The 18,045-nt window shown below is 73.2% G+C and carries 16 protein-coding genes; 13 read left to right on the forward strand and 3 right to left on the reverse strand.

What is annotated here, in order from left to right; all coding sequences use genetic code 11:
• Positions 1 to 7: 7 nt before the first annotated feature.
• Positions 8 to 1,774 carry a ThuA domain-containing protein gene (locus ACZ4NT_RS32690; RefSeq protein WP_467728651.1) on the forward strand — a complete coding sequence of 589 codons (1,767 nt, stop codon included), beginning with the start codon at positions 8 to 10 and terminating at the stop codon, positions 1,772 to 1,774.
• Between the two features lie 216 nt (positions 1,775 to 1,990).
• Here the strand turns inward: ACZ4NT_RS32690 and ACZ4NT_RS32695 are convergent, their stop codons facing one another.
• A complete protein-coding gene (locus ACZ4NT_RS32695; protein ID WP_121408884.1) occupies positions 1,991 to 2,881 on the reverse strand; it encodes an NADP-dependent oxidoreductase in 891 nt (296 codons plus the stop codon).
• Positions 2,882 to 3,006: 125 nt separating this feature from the next.
• Between ACZ4NT_RS32695 and ACZ4NT_RS32700 the strand changes: the two genes are divergently transcribed.
• The gene (locus tag ACZ4NT_RS32700) at positions 3,007 to 3,426 is read left to right on the forward strand and encodes a winged helix-turn-helix transcriptional regulator (RefSeq protein WP_121408885.1); all 420 of its coding nucleotides are present in this window, start codon (positions 3,007 to 3,009) and stop codon (positions 3,424 to 3,426) included.
• A 29-nt stretch (positions 3,427 to 3,455) separates the two neighbouring features.
• Here the strand turns inward: ACZ4NT_RS32700 and ACZ4NT_RS32705 are convergent, their stop codons facing one another.
• Positions 3,456 to 3,692, reverse strand: a complete 237-nt coding sequence (locus tag ACZ4NT_RS32705; protein WP_467728652.1) for a DUF6059 family protein — start codon at positions 3,690 to 3,692, stop codon at positions 3,456 to 3,458.
• A gap of 226 nt (positions 3,693 to 3,918) precedes the next feature.
• On the opposite strand from ACZ4NT_RS32705, the gene ACZ4NT_RS32710 reads away from it, so the two are divergent.
• Genes ACZ4NT_RS32710 through ACZ4NT_RS32725 form a run of 4 tightly spaced genes read left to right on the forward strand, consistent with a single transcriptional unit; the run spans position 3,919 to position 7,058 of the window.
• On the forward strand, positions 3,919 to 4,692 hold the full coding sequence (locus ACZ4NT_RS32710; RefSeq protein WP_121408887.1) for an AfsR/SARP family transcriptional regulator: 774 nt from the start codon (positions 3,919 to 3,921) through the stop codon (positions 4,690 to 4,692).
• A gap of 1 nt (position 4,693) precedes the next feature.
• Entirely contained in the window at positions 4,694 to 5,479 is a 786-nt protein-coding gene (locus ACZ4NT_RS32715; protein ID WP_467728653.1) for a thioesterase II family protein, read from the forward strand.
• Positions 5,476 to 6,333 carry a metallophosphoesterase family protein gene (locus ACZ4NT_RS32720; protein WP_467728654.1) on the forward strand — a complete coding sequence of 286 codons (858 nt, stop codon included), beginning with the start codon at positions 5,476 to 5,478 and terminating at the stop codon, positions 6,331 to 6,333. Before ACZ4NT_RS32715 ends, ACZ4NT_RS32720 begins: the two co-directional genes overlap by 4 nt.
• Positions 6,330 to 7,058 carry a 4'-phosphopantetheinyl transferase family protein gene (locus tag ACZ4NT_RS32725; RefSeq protein ID WP_467728655.1) on the forward strand — a complete coding sequence of 243 codons (729 nt, stop codon included), beginning with the start codon at positions 6,330 to 6,332 and terminating at the stop codon, positions 7,056 to 7,058. Before ACZ4NT_RS32720 ends, ACZ4NT_RS32725 begins: the two co-directional genes overlap by 4 nt.
• Here the strand turns inward: ACZ4NT_RS32725 and ACZ4NT_RS32730 are convergent.
• Entirely contained in the window at positions 6,995 to 9,703 is a 2,709-nt protein-coding gene (locus ACZ4NT_RS32730) for an AAA family ATPase (RefSeq protein WP_467728656.1), read from the reverse strand. The genes ACZ4NT_RS32725 and ACZ4NT_RS32730 overlap by 64 nt on opposite strands.
• Positions 9,704 to 9,971: 268 nt before the next feature.
• Between ACZ4NT_RS32730 and ACZ4NT_RS32735 the strand changes: the two genes are divergently transcribed.
• From ACZ4NT_RS32735 to ACZ4NT_RS32765, 7 genes are read left to right on the forward strand one after another with little or no spacing between them, the layout of a single operon-like run.
• Positions 9,972 to 12,557 carry a DUF6531 domain-containing protein gene (locus ACZ4NT_RS32735; RefSeq protein WP_467728657.1) on the forward strand — a complete coding sequence of 862 codons (2,586 nt, stop codon included), beginning with the start codon at positions 9,972 to 9,974 and terminating at the stop codon, positions 12,555 to 12,557.
• Positions 12,558 to 12,602: 45 nt separating this feature from the next.
• Entirely contained in the window at positions 12,603 to 13,010 is a 408-nt protein-coding gene (locus ACZ4NT_RS32740) for an allene oxide cyclase barrel-like domain-containing protein (RefSeq protein WP_183117224.1), read from the forward strand.
• 26 nt (positions 13,011 to 13,036) lie between these two features.
• Positions 13,037 to 14,074, forward strand: a complete 1,038-nt coding sequence (locus tag ACZ4NT_RS32745) for a 3-oxoacyl-ACP synthase III family protein (protein WP_121408892.1) — start codon at positions 13,037 to 13,039, stop codon at positions 14,072 to 14,074.
• Positions 14,071 to 15,972, forward strand: a complete 1,902-nt coding sequence (locus ACZ4NT_RS32750; RefSeq protein ID WP_467728658.1) for an HAD-IIIC family phosphatase — start codon at positions 14,071 to 14,073, stop codon at positions 15,970 to 15,972. Before ACZ4NT_RS32745 ends, ACZ4NT_RS32750 begins: the two co-directional genes overlap by 4 nt.
• Positions 15,969 to 16,196, forward strand: a complete 228-nt coding sequence (locus ACZ4NT_RS32755) for an acyl carrier protein (protein WP_121408893.1) — start codon at positions 15,969 to 15,971, stop codon at positions 16,194 to 16,196. The genes ACZ4NT_RS32750 and ACZ4NT_RS32755 overlap by 4 nt, the downstream gene beginning before the upstream one ends.
• Entirely contained in the window at positions 16,193 to 16,960 is a 768-nt protein-coding gene (locus ACZ4NT_RS32760; RefSeq protein ID WP_121408894.1) for a 2-oxo acid dehydrogenase subunit E2, read from the forward strand. The genes ACZ4NT_RS32755 and ACZ4NT_RS32760 overlap by 4 nt, the downstream gene beginning before the upstream one ends.
• Positions 16,957 to 18,045, forward strand: a complete 1,089-nt coding sequence (locus ACZ4NT_RS32765) for an alpha/beta fold hydrolase (protein WP_467728659.1) — start codon at positions 16,957 to 16,959, stop codon at positions 18,043 to 18,045. Before ACZ4NT_RS32760 ends, ACZ4NT_RS32765 begins: the two co-directional genes overlap by 4 nt.

The raw sequence follows: 18,045 nt of genomic DNA on the forward strand, positions 1-18,045 counted from the left end.
GACGCAGATGCGCACGCAACTCAAAGCGGCTCTGGGCCTGTTCGTCGGTGCCGCGCTCTGTTCCACCCCGCAGGCCGCCGCGTCGCCGGCCACGGCCGCCGACGCCTCGACCGGCCTGCACGCGGAGGCCACCGCCAAGGCCGCGGCCGACCCGGCCTACAAGGTCCTCGTCTTCTCCCGGACCACGGGTTTCCGCCACTCCTCCATCGACGAGGGGGTGGCGGCACTCCGGCAGCTCGGCGCGGCGAACAACTTCACCGTGGACGCCACCGAGGACCCGGGCGTCTTCACCACAGGCAACCTGGGCCAGTACAAGGCGGTCGTCTTCCTGTCGACGACCGGGGACGTCCTGGGCGCCGCCCAGCAGACGGCCTTCGAGAGTTACATCCAGGGCGGCGGCGGATACGTCGGCATCCACGCCGCGGCCGACACGGAGTACGACTGGCCGTTCTACGAGGGGCTGGCCGGTGCCCTCTTCCGGTCCCATCCGGCCGTGCAGTCCGCCACGGTCGACGTCGAGGACCGGGCGCACGACGCGACCGCCCATCTGGGCAGCACCTGGAAGCGCACCGACGAGTGGTACGACTACCGCACCAACCCCCGTACCACGGCGCATGTGTTGGCCTCGCTGGACGAATCCAGCTATGCGGGCGGCTCGATGGGCGCCGACCATCCGATCGCGTGGTGCAAGGACTACCGGGGCGGCCGGGCCTTCTACACCGGGGGCGGCCACACCGAGGATTCCTACGCCGAGGCCGCCTTCCGGCGCCATCTCCTGGGTGGCATCCGCTGGGCCGCCGGGATGACGCACGCCGACTGCCGCCCCGAGACCGGCTACACATCCCTGTTCGACGGTTCGGGCACCACCGGCTGGCAGCAGGCCGGGCCGGGCGGGTTCGCTCTGGCCGACGGCACGCTGACGTCCCACGGTGGGCTCGGCATGCTCTGGTACGGCGCCAAGGAGTTCACCGGGGACTACTCGCTCAAGCTGGACTGGAAGGCGAGCGGGGACGACAACTCCGGCGTCCTCCTGGGCTTCCCGGCCTCCTCGGACCCGTGGTCGGCGGTGAACAACGGCTACGAGGTGCAGATCGACGCCACCGACTCCGTCGACCGCACCACGGGAGCCGTCTACGGGTTCCGGTCCGCCGACATCGCCGCGCGCGATGCCGCGCTGAACCCGCCGGGGCAGTGGAACACGTACGAGCTGCGCGTCACCGGGGAGCGGCTGGAAGTCTTCCTCAACGGCAGCAAGATCAACGACTTCACCAACACCGACCCGGCCCGGAGCCTGAAGCAGGGGCACATCGGCATCCAGAACCACGGTGACGGCGACGAAGTGGCCTTCCGCAACATCCGTGTCAAGCAGGCCGACACCCAGCCCCCTGGTCCCCGTTCGGGTGCGGTGAAGGGGGTCGGCGGCAAGTGCCTGCAGGTGGAGAACGCGGGCACGGCCGACGGCACCCGGGCGCAATTGTGGACGTGCAACGGCTCGGCCGCACAGACCTGGACCGTGCCGGGAGACGGCACCCTCAAGGCACTGGGCAAATGCCTGGACGTCTCCGGAGGCGGAACCGCGGACGGCACCCGCGTCCAACTGTGGACCTGCAACGGAACCGGCGCACAGAAGTGGAACCCGGGGACCGACGGCACCGTACGCAACCCCCAGTCCGGCAAATGCCTCGACGCCTCCGGCAGCACCTGGAACGACGGAACACCCGTCCACCTGTGGACCTGCCACACCGGCCCGAACCAGAAATGGACCCTGCCCTGACGGTCACCGGGCGGCATCGACGCCCGTAGCCACCTACCCGTCAGCCCCGCTCATGCGTGAGAGCGGGGCTGACGGGCCCTGCCCAGCCACCCGCCATTGCAGCAACTCGTTCGCGGCAGCCGTGCACAGGCTCGTCACGAGCATTCCCTGGCCGCGCGCACGGGCAGAGCAACGTGGCCACGAGGCAGGCCGTTCCGCCGGAAGGGCCTGCTTCTGTCAGGGCACCAGCACGAGGCGCCCGCGTACGCCTCCCTCGGCCAGCCGGGCGTGTGCCTTGGGTGCGTCGTCCAGGGAGAAGGTCTCCGCCACGCGGAGGGTCAGCGCGCCCTCGTCCACCAGCGCGACCAGCTCCGCCAGGCGGGCCCCGTCGGCGCTCACCTCGACTGTGTCCACCCGCACGCCCCGCTGCGGTGCCGGCGCCGCCTGGGGGATCACGCCGACGTAGGCACCCCCGTCCCGCACCCAGCCCAGCGCGGGCTCGCCGAGCACAGCCGCGTCGAGTACGGCGTCGAAACTGCCGGCCTCGACATCGTCGCCGGTGAACCGCGCGGCGCCCAGGGAGCGCAGGAGCTCCTCGTCGTCCGGTCGGGCGAGGGCGGTGACGGACACCCCCCGGCGGGTGGCGAGCTGCACGGCGTACCCCCCGACCGCGCCCGCCGCACCCGTGATCAGCAGCGAGGCACCGGGGGCCGGGTCGAGCCGGTCGAGGGCCTGGGCGGCGGTCAGCGCGTTCAGCGGCAGGGTCGCCGCGTGTACGGCGTCCACCGTCCTGGGCGCCGCGGCCACCGCCTCCGTCGGCACGACCACGTACTCCGCGTGCGCCCCCAGGGCCTTGACCATGCCGTAGTCCAGCGCCACCACCTCGTCCCCGGGGCTCCAGGCGGTCGCCACCCCGGTCGCGTCGACGGTTCCGGCGACGTCCCAGCCCAGGCCTATCGGCTTGCCCGCTCCGCCGAAGACGCCCTCGCGGACACCCGCGTCGACCGGGTTCAGGGCCGCCGCCGCGACCTTGATCCGCACCTGCCGGGCCCCGGGTTCCGGCACCGCCGCCTCCACGACACGCACGGCCTCCGGCCCACCGAACGACGTCACCACTGCAGCACGCATGACGGGATCTCCCTGGCTTCGACTGTTCAGCGCGGTTTCTCCGCGACTGACAGCAACCCTAGGAAGAGTTACTATCCAGGAGGAAGTAGTTACCCGAGAGTGCGTACGTCTCCCCGAGGTGAGCCATGGCGACCAGAACGGCGGCACAACGGCGCGAGCAGGCGCGTCTCGACTACGACGCGTTCCTCAGAAGCTGCCCCACGAATCAGCTCCTGGACCGCATCAGCGACAAGTGGGTCAGCCTGATCGTCAGCGCCCTCGCCGCCGGTCCGATGCGTTACAGCGACCTCGGGCGGAAGATCGCCGGTGTCAGTCCCAAGATGCTGACCCAGACGCTGCGCTCGCTGGAACGCGACGGCATCCTGACCCGCACCGTCACCCCGTCCGTCCCGGTCCGGGTCGATTACGAGCTGACCCCGCTCGGCCTCAGCCTGAGCCTGCTTCTGACCGCGGTGAAGGACTGGGCGGAGTCCCACTTCGACGAGGTGCACCGGGCCCGTGAACGCTACGACACGGAGGCCGGCGATCCCGCCGGCGACCGGTAGGTATCGGCCGAGCGGACGCCGAGAGCGACTCAGCGGCCCGTGCGGCCCGGCGCCCCGTCGCCCCGCAGCGCGCGCTGCAGCTCCTGCTCGACGGCGGTGAGCGGCAGCTCGGGGCAGAGGCGCTCGGGGTGATCCGGTGGCGGGCCGGTCAGAGCCGGGGCCGCGGGGACGTCCGGCGGTGGGGGCGGATGGAGGATCCACAACTGTCCGAAGGCGACCAGGCTCTCGTACACGACGCGGAGGAGACGGACCAGATAGGTGCGCATGCGGCAAGCGTCCCCGGGCACGCCTAAGCGAGACCAAAGCGGGCTGCGGAACGCTCAACGGGAGCTGCGGGCAGGGGTGTTCGAGGGGCCTGGTCGGGAGCGTGCGACGGCGGATATTGGCCAAAGGTTGTCACGTACGTAGTTCCACTGATGCGCGGACACCGCAGCGGAAGCGACTGTGATCGAGCGCGACCGCAACCGACCTCCCCTATCGCACGAGGTGTCGATGCGTTACGAACTACTGGGCCCGCTGCGGGTGGCGAACGGCCAGGACCACTTCACCCTCAGTGCCCCCAAGATGGAGACCCTGCTCGCCCTGCTGCTCACCAGCGCCGGGCAGAGTGTCACCAAGGACCAGCTGATCAGCGAGTTGTGGGGGACGCGTCCGCCGCGCCGTGCGGCCGCGGCCGTCCACGTCTACATCTCGCAGCTGCGCAAGTTCCTCGTCTGTGCGGGGGACTCCGAAGGCCAGGCCATCGCCACCACACCCGCCGGCTATCTGCTGCGGCGCGGCGGGGCGGAGCTCGACGTCGACGATTTCCAGGACGCGATGCGCTCCGGCCGGGCGCACCAGCAGGCGGGGCGCCACGACGAGGCGGCCGGGGCGTTCGACCGGGCGCTCGCACTCGTACGCGGTCCGGTGCTGGCGGGGACGGCGGAGGGGACGGCACTGGGATCGTTCAGCACCTGGGTCGAGGAGGAGCGGCTGGCCTGCCTCGAACTGCTCGTGGACGCCCGTACCGCGCTGGGCCGGCACCGGGAGGTGATCGGCCTGCTGTCCTCGCTGACCGCGCAGTACCCGTTGCGGGAGGCCTTCTACCGGCAGCTGATGCTGGTGCTGTACCGCTCGGAGCGGCAGGCCGAGGCGCTCCAGGTGTACCGCTCCGCGCAGCGTGTCCTCCGAGCCGAACTGGGCCTGGAGCCCTGCCGTTCGCTGCGTCGGATGCACCAGGCGATCCTGACCTCCGACCGGCACCTCGACCTCCCGCTGGCGGTCTGACATGGCTTCCGGAACGGATGTGCGGGCCGGCGCGAACTCGCGATGGCTGCGCAGGTTGCGGCCCGGCGGCGCCACCCCCGCGGCGACCCTGGTCTGTTTCGCGCACGCGGGCGGTGCGGCCGGGTACTGGCAGCCGCTCGCCGCGGCGCTGCCGCCCGATGTGGAGGTGCTCGCCGTGCAGTACCCGGGCCGCCAGGACCGGCACCGGGAACCCGCCGTGGACGATCTGCACCGGTTGGCCGCGCTGATCGCGGACGAACTGGCCGACCGTGGCCGGGCGGCCGGCGTGCCCTGGGCCTTCCTGGGCCACAGCATGGGCGCGTCCGTCGCGTACGAGACGGCTGCCGTGCTGTCCCGGGCGGGCGGCGCCGGCCCCGACGCGCTGTTCGTCTCCGGCCGCCGGGCACCGTCCCGGCCGCGGCACGGTGCCGAAGCCTTCCGGGACGACTCCGCGCTGCTCGACAAGGTCCGTCGGCTGGGCGGTACCGGCACCAAGCTGCTGGACGACGCGGATGTACGGGAGTTGATCCTGCCGGCGTTGCGGGCCGACTACCGCGCCGTGGCCGCCTACACGGGCACACCGGGGGCACCGCTGTCGTGTCCCGTCGTGGCGCTCACCGGCGAGGCTGACACCGAGGCGTCCGTGGAGGACGCGGCGGCATGGGGTCGGCACACCACCGGCGCCTTCGAGCTGAGGGTTTTCGCGGGTGGGCATTTCTTCCTCGCCGAGCACTGGGAGGCCGTGGCGCGGCTGGTCGGTTCGCGGCTGCCCGGTGTCCGGGCGTGACGGGCGGGACCGGCGCGGGGAGCCTGCTGGCCATCAGCGACCTGCACGTCGCCTTCGAGGACAACCGCGCCGTGGCGGAGACGCTGCGGCCCGAGCACGAGGACGACTGGCTGATCGTCGCCGGTGACACCGGGGAGATCGTCTCGGACGTCGCCTGGGCGCTGGAGCTGTTGAGCAAGCGCTTCGCGAAGGTGGTGTGGGTGCCGGGCAACCACGAGTTGTGGACGCACCGGCTGGACCCGGTCACCCTGCGCGGAGAGGCACGCTACCGCCATCTGGTGCGGCTCTGCCGGGAGTTGGGAGTCCTCACACCCGAAGACCCCTATCCGGTGTGGCAGGGCGAGGGCGGCCCGGTCACGGTGGTGCCGCTGTTCCTGCTCTACGACTACACGTTCCGGCAGCCGGGCGTCCACACGAAACACCAGGCGTTGGCGCGGGCACTCGCCAACGGCGTGGTGGCCGCCGACGAGGCGCTGCTCCATCCCGACCCGTATCCGACGCTCGACGCGTGGTGCCGGGCCCGGCTCGGGGTGACCCGACGTCGCCTCGACGCGCTGGCCCCGCAGACAAGGACGGTCCTGGTGAATCACTTCCCGCTGGTGCGCGAGCCCACCCGGATCCTGCGTCACCCCGACTTCGCGGCCTGGTGCGGCACCGAGGCGACCCACGACTGGCACCGGCGCTACCGGGCGGAGGCGGTGGTGTACGGGCACCTGCACATTCCGCGCACCACGTGGCACGACGGGGTGCGCTTCGAGGAGGTGTCGGTGGGCTATCCGAGGGAGTGGCGCGGGCGCTCCGGGCCCGTCGGCGTACTGCGCCGCATCCTGCCGGCGGAGGGTGGGCCGCGGTGATCCGCGCGTTGCTGCCGCCGAGTACGGAGGTGGTGGAGGTGTACGGCGATCCGCCGCAGGCCAGGCTGCATCCGCAGGAGGAGCCGGTGGTGGCGCACGCCGTGGAGTCCCGCCGCCGCGAGTTCACGACCGTACGCCATTGTGCGCGGACGGCCCTGGCCCGTCTCGGGTTCGCCGGGCCTCCCCTGCTGCCGGGCCGGCGGGGCGCGCCGCGCTGGCCGGAGGGGATCGTCGGCAGCATGACGCACTGCGCCGGATTCCGGGCCGCTGCCGTGTCGCGGGCGGTGTGCACCGCCGCGCTCGGCATCGACGCGGAGCCCGCTCTGCCCCTGCCCCCGGGCATGTTGGAGACGGTGTCGCTGCACGAGGAGCGCGGGCGGATCCGGCGCCTGGGCGCCGCCGCCCCCGGCATCGCCTGGGACCGGCTGCTGTTCAGTGCCAAGGAGGCCGTCTACAAGGCATGGTTCCCGCTGACCGGGCTGCTGCTGGACTTCTCGGAGGCGAACATCTCCTTCTCCGTCGCCTCGGCGGGGGCCCGGCACGGCACGTTCCGGGCCCGGCTCCTCGTGCCGGGCCCGTCGGTCGGCGGGCGGCCCGTCTCCGTCTTCGACGGACGGTGGTCGGCGGACGGTGGGCTGCTGGCCAGCGCTGTCGTCGTACCTCAGCGGGCGAGGGCCATCAACCGGACCAGCGCCGACTTCGAGTCGACCCCCAACTTGCTGTAGATCCGCGCCAGATGGACGTCGATCGTGCGTGGGCTGACACTGAGCCGCTCGGCGATGTCCTTGGATTTGAAGCCCTGCCCGGCCAGGTCGGCGACCTCGCGCTCGCGCACGGTCAGGTCGGCCAGGAGCGCGGCCCCGTGGCCTGTCCCGCCCCGGGCCTGGCGCGCCAGCTGCCGGGCCCGCACCCCGGCCGGGGTCTCGCCGCCGAGCAGCTCCACCGCGTCCTCGTAGGTCCGCGCCGCCTCCTGGAACTGCCCCCGATGGGCCAGGAGATGGCCGCGGGCCAGCAGCGCGTGGCCGCTCTGCTCGGGCAGGCCGGTGCCCGCGGCGGCCTCGGCCGCGTGCTCCACCCACTCCGCGATGTCCGTGTCCCGCTCGGGGCTCGAGAGCACGGCCGCGGCGAGGAGTTCATAGCCCCGGGCGGCGAGTACCGGCACCGGCTCCGACACCCGCCAGGCGGTGCCGGTCGGCAGCAGCAGCGACAGGGCGCTGTCCCCGTCACCGCGGGCCAGGGCGGCCTCGGCGTGCAGCAGGGCGTTGAGCGGGGTCCGCGGTTCCTGCTCCGTGGGGCCGGTGACCACCGGACCGCGCCCCTGCAAGGCGGTGCCGCCCAGCTGGGCCAGAGCGGCCGAGATGATCGCCACGGCGAGTCCCGCCTGGTCGGCGCGGCCGACGGCCCGGCCGGTGGTGCGCGCCTCCTGCGCCGCGTCCAGCGCGTCGGCCATCCGCCCCGACTGGTAGTGGGCGTACGCCAGGGTGTTGAGCATCGGCGCCAGCAGGTGGCCGTCCCCGTTCTCCCGGACGAGGGGCACGGCGCGCTCGATGTGGCCGACGGCCGCCCCGTGCCAGCCCATGAGCGCCTCCGCCCAGCCGAGCGTCAGCAGGTGTTCCGGCAGGTGCGCGCCCGGCCGGCCGGCCGTGGCGTCCACGCTGTCCAGGAGCTGCGCGGCGGCGTCGAGACGGGTCTCGGCGGTGCAGATGTCCCCGGTGAGCACGGCGCACAGTCCGTGCAGGGCCAGCGCTCCGCCGGCGGTGGCGGGGTCGGCGTGCCGGGTGTCACGGACCAGGGCCTCGGCGTCGGAGCGGGTCGGCAGCGATCCCGCGAGCACCTGCACCAGGCGCAGCTGTACCTGGAACGTCGCCGCATGGGCGGGAGCGATGTCCGCCGTGCGCGAGAGGTGGGCCGCGATCAGGCTCCGCGCCTCGTCGGCGTGGCCGAGCCCGGCGTACACGGTGGCCAGGAAGGCGACGTCGTCGGCGCGGTCGGCGGCCGCAGGCGCGGGGGCCGCGAGGTGGAGGCGGCTCACGGTACGGATCCGGTCCGCGGCCCCTTGTGCCGCCAGGGCGCGGACGACGGAGCGCCACAGCTCGGCCGTGTCGGCGGCGGCCGTGCCGGTCAGGGTCAGTGTCATGGTCAGCCAGTGGGCCGCGTCGTCCACGCGTCCGAGGTGCAGGGCGGCGCGGGCGGCCTCGGTGAGCGCGGCGAGGTCGGCGGCGGAGGGGTTGGTCCCGGCCCGCTCGATGTGCGGGGCGAGCTCGACGGGCGGCGCGCCGAGCGCGGCGAGGCGATGGGTGGCCCTGCGGTGGGCGCCTGCCCGCCAGCAGGCGTCGGAGTCCGCGTACAGCGCGTGGCGGATCAGCGGGTGCCGGAACGCGAGGTGGCCGGAGGGGGTGGTGCGTACGAGGTCGCGGCGGCGCATGGCACCGAGCGCCCGGCAGGCGGCGTCCCGGTCCAGGGCGGCGACCTCGGCCACTCCGTCGACGTCGAAGGTGTCGCCGAGGACGGCTGCCGCGTGCAGGGCGGTCCGCTCGGTGTGGTCCAGGTGGGCCGTCTCGGTGAGCAGCCGGGCCATGAGGCCGCCGGCGGCATCCGCGTCCGGGGCCCCGGGGGCGGCCTCGGCGAGGGCCGTGAGGTAGAGGGGGTTCCCCTCGGCGCGGGCGTGCAGCTCCGTCAACTCGTCCCGGCTGCCCGCCCATTGAAGTATGTGCGCGCTCTGCGTGAGGGTGACGGGTTCCAGCCGCACCGGTTCGACCGCGCCGAGTTCGACGCCCTGCTGGAGCACGGCGCGCAAGGGCACGGGGGTCTGCCGCGGGCGGTGCGCGACGACCACCGACAGTCCGCTGGTGACGGGCCAGCGCATCAGCATGTCGAGGAGCTCCACGGAGCCGAGGTCGCTCCAGTGGACGTCGTCGAGCATCAGGACCAGTCCGCGGTCCGTGGCGGCGACGCAGTCGGCGAGCAGTCGGCGGACTTCGGCGAAGAACCGGCAGCGGTCGGTGAAGTCCGTGTGCCGGGGCCCGGCGGGCGGTTCGGACAGGGCGCTCACGAGCGCGGTGGCCGGGCGCGGGGAGGTGTCGCCGGGGCTGGTGCACCAGGTGCCGAACGCCTCGATGAACGGCTGGAAGGGGACGTCCGCGTACTGCTCGGTGCAGGTGCCGCGCACCACCGTCAGGTCACGGGCGTGGGCCTCCTGAGCGAGGGCGGTCAGCAGGCGCGTCTTGCCGGTGCCGGGGTCGCCGGCGAGCTCCATGACGCAGCCGCGGCGGACGGCCGTCTGGTCCACCGCGGTGAGGAGCCGGTGCAGTTCGGCTCCTCGGACGGTGAACGGTGCGGCGGGCCGTATTCGGGTCGTCGTGGTGGTCAAGTCTGAAGTCCCTCTCCCCCGGGTCCCGTTGACGCGGTCGCGAGGGCACGTTGCACCCCAGGCGGCGCACGGGACAGCTTCGACTCGCCTCAGCGTACGGGGGCCGCGTCGCGGCGGCCAACGCGTAATAGGAGTGTCATACATCATTCATCGATCGTCCGGTCTGGCGGGCGAACCGGCGGTGACGGCGGGCCTGCGGGTCCCTTAGGGCAGCTTTAGAGCCGCGGGTGAGTCTGGCGCTCCGCCGACCGGACCGAGGAGCCCGCCCGTGACCGTGCCCCGCGATCTGCCGACCGACGCCGTGCAATGGCGATTGCCGCTCGCAGACACCCAGGAACTCGCGGTGGCCCTCGCCACCGGCGAGCTGCGGCTGCGTCAGCAGGATCTGTTCGTGGCGGGGCCGCCCGGCGCCGAGCTGCGCGTCGTACGCGAGTACCGAAGCGGCGGCAAGCCCGATGACGCCGAGCACGGGTTCGGTCCCGGCTGGACGCTGCTGCGCGGACCGGACGCCGATGCGCGCGGGCGGCGCGCGGCCCTGGTGCGCGACACGGACCGGCTGGTCACCGCGGTGCTCGATCCGCTGGGCACGCGGGTGGCGGGCTTCGCGTACGACGGGGACGGCCGGCTCGTGCGGCACACCGACGCCGACGGACACGCCACCGGCTACCGGTGGGACGAAGAGGGCCGGCTCGCCGGTCTGCTGCTGCCCGACGGCGGCGGTGTCCACATCGCATACGGCCCGTCGGGCACGGTGACCGAGGTCGGCTGGGACGGCCCCGACGGGCGCGCCCGGGCCCGGTTCGACCACGCGCCCGGCAGGACCACGGTGACCGACGCCGTGGGCCGCGTCACCGTGCACGCCTTCGACGCGCAGGACCGGCCGCTGTCGGTGACCGGCCCGGCCGGGGAACTCGGCCACTGGTCGTGGGACGAACACGGCGGGCCGGCCGGGGCGACCGACGCCACCGGGCACACGATCCGCTACTCCCTCGGCCCGTCGGGTGAGTTGACGGCGGTGACGCTGCCGACCTCGGCCCGGTCGACGGCCGAGTACGGCGACGCGGCGCACCCCGCGCTCCCCACGGCGCTGCGGGACCCGGCCGGGAACACGCTGCTCCTGGAGTACGACGCGCAGGGCCGCCTGGCGCGGACCACCGCGCCCGGCCGGGCTACTCCCCTGGACGTCCGCGCCTACGACCCGGTGCACGGCAGGCTCTCCTCCCTCACCGACGGCAAGGGCGACACGACCGCCTTCTCCTACATCGCCGACGGCCTGCTCACCGCGGTCACACCCCCCGCGCCGCTGGGCCGCACCGTCTTCCACCACGACGACCTGTTCAGGATCACCGCGGTGAGCGCGGGCAACGGGCGGCGCACCGGCTACCGGCACGACGCCTCCGGCCGGCTCGCCGAGGTGACCGACGAGGACTCCGGCGCCGTGCTGCTGACCCTGGCCCGCGACGCACTGGGCCGGGTGGTCGGCAAGGCCGGGGCGGGCTGGGCGTACTCCTTCACCTGGGTGCGCACGGCGGCCGGCAGCCGCCTCGCCACCGCGGTCCGTACCGAGGGTGAGGACCGCGACGAGATCGGACTGACGTACGACCCGACGGGCGCCCCGCTGTCCCTGACCACCGCGGGCGGCACCACTCGTTACGCCTACGACGGGTCGGGCGACCTGGCGTCCGTCACCGGCCCGTCCGGGCGGGTCGTCCGCTTCGGGCACGACGCGGCGGGCCGGGTCACCCGCCTCGACTTCGGCAACGCCGTGCAGGAGATCGGCCACGACGCCTCGGGCCGCCGGACTTCCCTGGTCGTGCGTGACAGGGACGGCGCGGAGCTGGTCCGCGTGGCCTACGGGTACGCCACGCCGGACGGCGCCGACACCGACGTGCTGCGCTCCGTCACCGTCGACGGCGAGACGACGACGTACGCCTACGACGGTCTGAAGCGTCTCGTGCGGGCCGGCGACGTCACGTACGCCTACGACGACGCCCACCATCTCACCCGGCTGGGCTCGATCGGCTTCACCCTCAACGCGGCGGGCCAGGTGGTGCGGTTCGGGGAGACCGAGTTCGGCTACGACGGCGCGGGCAACTTCACCGACGAGGTGAACCCGACCGGCTCGTTCAGTTACAGCCCCACGAACCAGACCCTGGCCGGGGTCTTCGGCGGGCAGCTGGTGGCCGAGATGCGCTACGACGCCCTCGGTCAGGAGATGCCCCGCCGCATCACCGAGACGGCGCTCGACGGCCGGACCGTCACGCACGTGTTCACGTACTCGCCGCTGGGCATCGCCCGCGTGCTGGACGACGGTGTGCCCACCGATGTCGTCCGCGCCCCCGACGGCACCGTCCTCGCCGTGCTCACGGCGGACGGCCGGCACTACTGGACCGTCACGGACCAGCAGGGTTCCGTCCTCGCCCTGCTCGACGAGGACGGCCGCGTCGCGGCCCGCTACGGCTACACCCCGCACGGCGCGGTGACGGCGTCGGGCGACGCCGCTGCGGCCAACCCCTTCCGCTACCGGGGCGCCTACCAGCTGCTGCGCAGCGCCCACCTCCTCGACCACCACTTCTACAACGGCTTCTGGGGCCGCTTCACCCAGCCGGACCCCACCGGCCTGCAGTACGCGCCGTACACGTTCGCGGACAACGACCCGGTGAACACGGCGACGTGGACGCGCCACGACGTGTGGGCCGTGGCGGCGCGCGGCGATGCGCGCGCCTTCTTCCCCCGCCCGCCCGGGCCGGGGACTCCCGGCGCGGTCTTCGATCCGACCGGCCCGGGGGTGACGCCCGACCGGCAGCCGGTGGTCGCGGGCGCCCTGGCGGAGCGCGCCCTGTTCACCCCCTGAGACCTCACCACCCCATCCAGCACCTCACCCGGAAAGGGACCCACCATGGCGGACCAGATCGTGCTGCGCGTGCCCAAGGAAGTCGTCGTCAAGGTCGTCGACGACGTGGAGAACCTGGAGGACCCGCAGCTCGGGCAGGGCGGCACCTTCGACGACGAGCTGTACGACGAGACCGGCAAACTGATCGGCACCTCGCACGGCACCTTCACCATCACGTACGTGCGCCCCGGCGACGACGGGCTGCTCACCTACTACTCGGAGGACATCACGCTGGAGGACGGGACCATCCACGCCGAGGGCTGGGCCGACTTCCACGACGTGCGCACCAGCGAGTGGGTGTTCTACCCGGCGACCGGTACGGGCGGCCGCTACGCGGGCCTGACCGGCTTCCGCAAGTGGCGGATGACCGGGGTCCGTGCGTCGGCCGAGGCGCGGATCCTGCTCTCCGACTAGTCGCGGCCCCCAAGGAGGAACGGCACATGTCCCAGCAGGACGTGCACATTCTGTCGGCGGCCTCCGCGCTGCCCGGCCCGCCCGTGGACAACGCGGCGCTGGCCCGGCGGTTCGGCATGGACGCACTGTGGGAGCAGTGGGTCGAGGCGTTCATCGGCACCAGGTCGCGGCATCTGGCCCTCGACCTGGAGTCGGGCCGACTCACCGGCACCCTCGCCGATCTCGCGGAGGAGGCGGGCCGCAAGGCGCTCAAGGCGGCAGCTCTCGCCCCCGGCGACATCGACGCGGTGGTGCTGGGCACCGCGACCCCGGACCGGTTGATGCCGGCCACGGTCAACGTCGTCGCGGACCGGCTCGGCATCGACCAGGTCCGCAGCTTCCAGCTCCAGTCGGGCTGCTCGGGCGCCGTGCAGGCACTCGACGTGGCGCGTCAGCTGGTCCTCGGGGGCGCCGCCCGCCGGGTGCTGGTCCTCGGTGGGGACGTCATCGCCCGGTTCTACGACGTGACGACCGATCTGCGCCGGGCGGACCCGGCCGAGCTGGTCAACTTCGTGCTGTTCGGGGACGCGGCGGGCGCTGCCGTCGTGTCCGCCGAGCCGGCCCCGGGCTCGGCCGCGGTACGGGCCCTGTTCACCCGGCTGGTCGGTCTGGGCCGTGAACCGGGCGCGGTACTGGAGTGGTTCGGTCCCGCCGACCGGGGCAGCGACCGGCCCGCGGCGACCGAGGACTACAAGGCGATCGAGGAGCACGTGCCCCGGATGACCGAGGAGGTGCTGCACGAACTCCTCGCGGATTCCGGCTGGCGTGCCGAGGACGTGGGCCTGCTGCTGCCGCCGCAACTGTCGGGCCGGATGACCAAGCTGATCAGCGACCGGCTCGCCCTGCCCGCGGCGCGGGACGTGTCGGTGGTCGACGAGGCGGGCAACTGCGGCAACGCCATCGTCTTCCTCCAGCTGGAGCGTGCCCTGACCGAACTCCGCGCCGGGGAGCGGGCGCTGGGCATCTCGATCGAGTCCAGCAAGTGGCTCAAGGCCGGTTTCGCGCTGGAGGGGAGCGCACCGTGACGCAGGACGCCGTGGCCGGCCTCGCCGAGCTGCACCGCAGCGGCCTTCTCGCCGCCCGCTACCCGTACGTGCGCGGCTTGTTGGCGGAGCTGGACGACGCGGGTCTTGCCCGTGCGGGCCACCTGCTGGCCAGGGCCGACGCCGACGAGGTGCTGGCCGCCCACCCGGACACGCCCGCGCCCCTCGTCGCCGTGACCGGTCACGGCACCCTGTCCGCCCTGGTCCCGGCGCTCACCGCGCAGGCCGCCCGGCACGGTCTCCTGGCCCGGGTGGAGCTGTCGGAGTTCGACAGCTGGGTCTTCGATCTGCTCACCCCGGACAGCGCGCTGTACGCACGGGCTCCCGCGTTCGTCCTCTGTGTGCTGGACGCGGCGCTGATCGCCGACGAGCTGCCGGTGCCGTGGACCGTGGAGGACGCCGAGCGGGTCCTGGCCCACAAGGTCGATCTGGTGGAGCACGCGGCCGAGGTCTTCGCTCGGGCCGCACCCGCCGCCACGCTCGTCCTCAACACCCTGCCTCTGCCACGCGAGTTGACCGCCCAGCTGGTCGACCTGCGTTCGCGCGCCCGGCTCGGCGTGCTGTGGCGTGAGGCCAATGCCCGGCTGCTCCGGCTGCCGGAGCGGCGGCCGGGGACCGTCACCGTGGACCTCGACCCGCTGCTCGCCGAGGGGCTGCCCGCCCGTGACGTGCGGCAGAGCGTCTACGCCAAGGCGCATCTGTCGCCGGAACTGCTGGCGGCGTACGCCCGCGAGGTGGGGCATCTGCTGCGCCAGTCCACGGGCGGCGGCAAGAAGGTGCTGGCCCTGGACCTGGACGGCACGCTCTGGGGCGGAGTCCTCGGCGAGGCCGGGCCGGAGGGCATCGAGGTGGCGGGCGGCTACCGCGGCGAAGCGTTCCAGCGCTTCCAGCGGGTGGCCCGGCAGCTGTCCGCGCAGGGCGTGCTGCTGGCCGCGGTCAGCAAGAACGACCTGGAGCCGGTCGAGAAGGTGCTGCGCGACCACCCGGACCTGGCCCTGCGCGAGACGGACTTCGTGCAGGTACGGGCCGACTGGCGACCCAAGCACGAGAACCTGACGGAGCTCGCCGCGGATCTGAACCTGTCCGTGGACAGCGTGGTGTTCGTCGACGACAGCTCCTTCGAACGCGGTCTGGTGCGCCGGGAACTGCCGGGTGTCGCGGTGGTCGCGGTGGGCGAAGAGCCGGCCCGGCACGTCGGCGACCTGCTGCACGACGGCTGGTTCGACGTGGTGGAGCTGACCGCGGAGGACCGGGCCAGACCCACCAGGTACCGGCAGGAGCGGGCACGCAAGGACTTCCTGGACGACTTCGACTCACTGGAGGGCTATCTCCGCGAGCTGGACATCGCGGTGACGGTCGCGCCCGCCACGGCCGGGCAGCTCGCCCGGGTCTCGCAGATCACCCTGCGCACCAATCAGTTCAATCTGACCACCGAGCGGCTGCAGCCCTCCGACGTGCAGGCGCTCGTTCGGGCGCCCGGCTCGGACGTCCTGGTGATCGAGTCCCGGGACCGGTTCGGGGACAACGGGCTGGTCGGGACGGTGCTGCTGCACCGCGACGGCGACGCCGTCGTACTGGACAACTTCCTGCTCAGTTGCCGGGTGTTCTCGCGCGGCATCGAGCAGGCGGTCCTCGCGGCCGTGCTGGCGGACGCCCGCGCCACCGGCGCCCGTCAGGTGATCGGCCGCTATGTGCCGAGCCCGAAGAACGGCAAGGTCGCCGACTTCTACACCCGCTCGGGCTTCGCGCCGGTCGCCGGAGAGCAGGGCGGGGCCGGGGCGCTGTTCCGGCACGACCTCGACCGGGTGCCGGCGCCGCCGGAGCACATCCGTCTGACCGCGCGGCTGCGGCCCGAACCGGGAGGGAACGACACCCCGTGAATTCCATCGACGACTTCGTGGCCCTGCTGCGCGACGAACTCGCCCTGTCCGTCACCGCCGAGGACGTCGGTCTCGGCTTCGACGCCGTCCCCTCGTGGGATTCGGTGCACCTGCTGTCGTTGTGCACGATCCTGGAACGGGAGACCGGGCGCCCGCTGGTCCTCGCCGAGGTCCTGGAGGCGCCGTCCCTGGAGGCCGTCTACCGACTGGCGACCGCGTCATGAGCACACGGCGGACCGGTGAACCACTCCCCCGCCAGCGCCGGCACACGCTCTTCTTCCAGGAGGTGGTGAAGGAGTTCGCCCCGGTCTTCCTGGACACCGAGGTCGACATGAGCGCGGTCCGTGCGCACCGTGCGGCGGCCCAGGAATCCGACGGGGTGCGGTATGCGACGACCGCGTACGTGCTGCGCGCGGTGGGCGGCGTGCTGGCCAAGCATCCCGACGCCAACGCCGCTGTGAGCGGCCCTCCCTGGCGGCCACGTATAGCCCGCTATCCGTTCGTCAGCGGCAAGCTCACCCTGGACCGCACGCTCGCCGGGCACCGAGTGGTGCTCGGCGCCGTGGTGCCGGACCTGCACCAGGCCGAACTCGCCGACATCCAGGCCCATGTGGAGCGGGTCCGGTCGAGTGATCCGCAGCGGGCGCCGGATTTCGAGGGCATCCGGGCGCTGCACCGGGGGGCGCTGATCGCGGCCCGGCGGCGGTTCCGGCGGGCCGCCCGCTCGCTGGAGCTGCGGCCGCACCTGACGGGCACCGTCGCGGTGACGTCCCTGGGCCACCGGGCGGTGGACTCCTTCCAGTCGGTGGGCGGTACGACGCTGACGTTCGGGGTGGGCCGGGTCACCGACCGGCCGGTGGTGCGCGAGGGGGTCGTGGCGGTCGCGCCCGTGCTGCGGCTCAGTCTCTGCTTCGACCACCGCGTGATCGACGGGGCCGAGGCGGCGGACGTGCTGACCGAGGTCAAGGAGGCGCTGGAGAGCGTATGAACGACATCGCGGAACTCAAGAACTTCGTGGTCGCGCACACCCGGTCGCAGGGTCTGCCCCCCGAGCACTACGATCCGCTGCTCGCCCGGGTCCGCGACGACGGCGACGGCACGCCGGGGTCGTGGGTGCACGAGTGGAGCACCGAGGCGGACCGGCTGGCCCAGGAGGGACGGCTGCTGGACGCCTGTGTGCACTACAACATGGCCCGCTTCCCCTTCGTGGACGGCCCGGCCCGGCAGACGGCTCTGGACCGCTGCACCGCGGCGTTCGACGCCTGGCGCGCAGACGTCTTCCCGTCGATCGAGCGCCTCGACGTGACCCTGCCCGCGGGCCGGGTGCGCTGCTGGACGGTGGGGCTCGACGCCGCCGAGCCGCGGCCCCTGCTGGTGCTGACCGGCGGCATCGTGTCCGTCAAGGAGCAGTGGGCGCCGGTGCTGACCCAGCTCGGCGACCTCGGCTTCGCGGGCGTGGTCACGGAGATGCCGGGCGTCGGTGAGAACACGCTGCCCTACGACGCGGACGCCCCGGGCATGTTCTCGGCGCTGCTGGACGCGGTCGCCGGGCGGGCGGACGTGTCGCGTACCTATGCGCTGGCCCTGAGCTTCAGCGGTCACCTGGCGCTGCGGGCGGCGCTGCGCGACGAGCGGATCAGGGGGGTCGTGGGGGCCGGGCTGCCGGTGCGGGACTTCTTCACGGACGCCGACTGGCAGCGGCGAGTACCCCAGGTCACCACCGACACTCTCGCCCATCTCACCGGCACCGCGCCGGAGAAGGTGTACGACCTGGTCCGGGACTGGGCGCTGAGCGGGGACGAACTGGCCGCGCTGCGCGTGCCGGTGGCCCATGTGACCAGTTTGCGGGACGAGATCATCCCGTCGGCCGACGCGCGTCTGCTGCGTGAACGGGTGCGCGGGATACGCCTGCTGGCTCACGACGACGTGCACGGCTCACCGTCGCACTTCGCCCAGACCCGCTTGTGGACCCTGCTCTCCGTGCTGCGGATGCGCGGCGGGTACGGGGCCGAACGCACGGCGCTGACACGGGAGTTCGCCCGGTTGCGCTACGGCGGAAGGCGGCGCGCGTGA

Source organism: Streptomyces sp. NPDC026417, assembly GCF_055567695.1.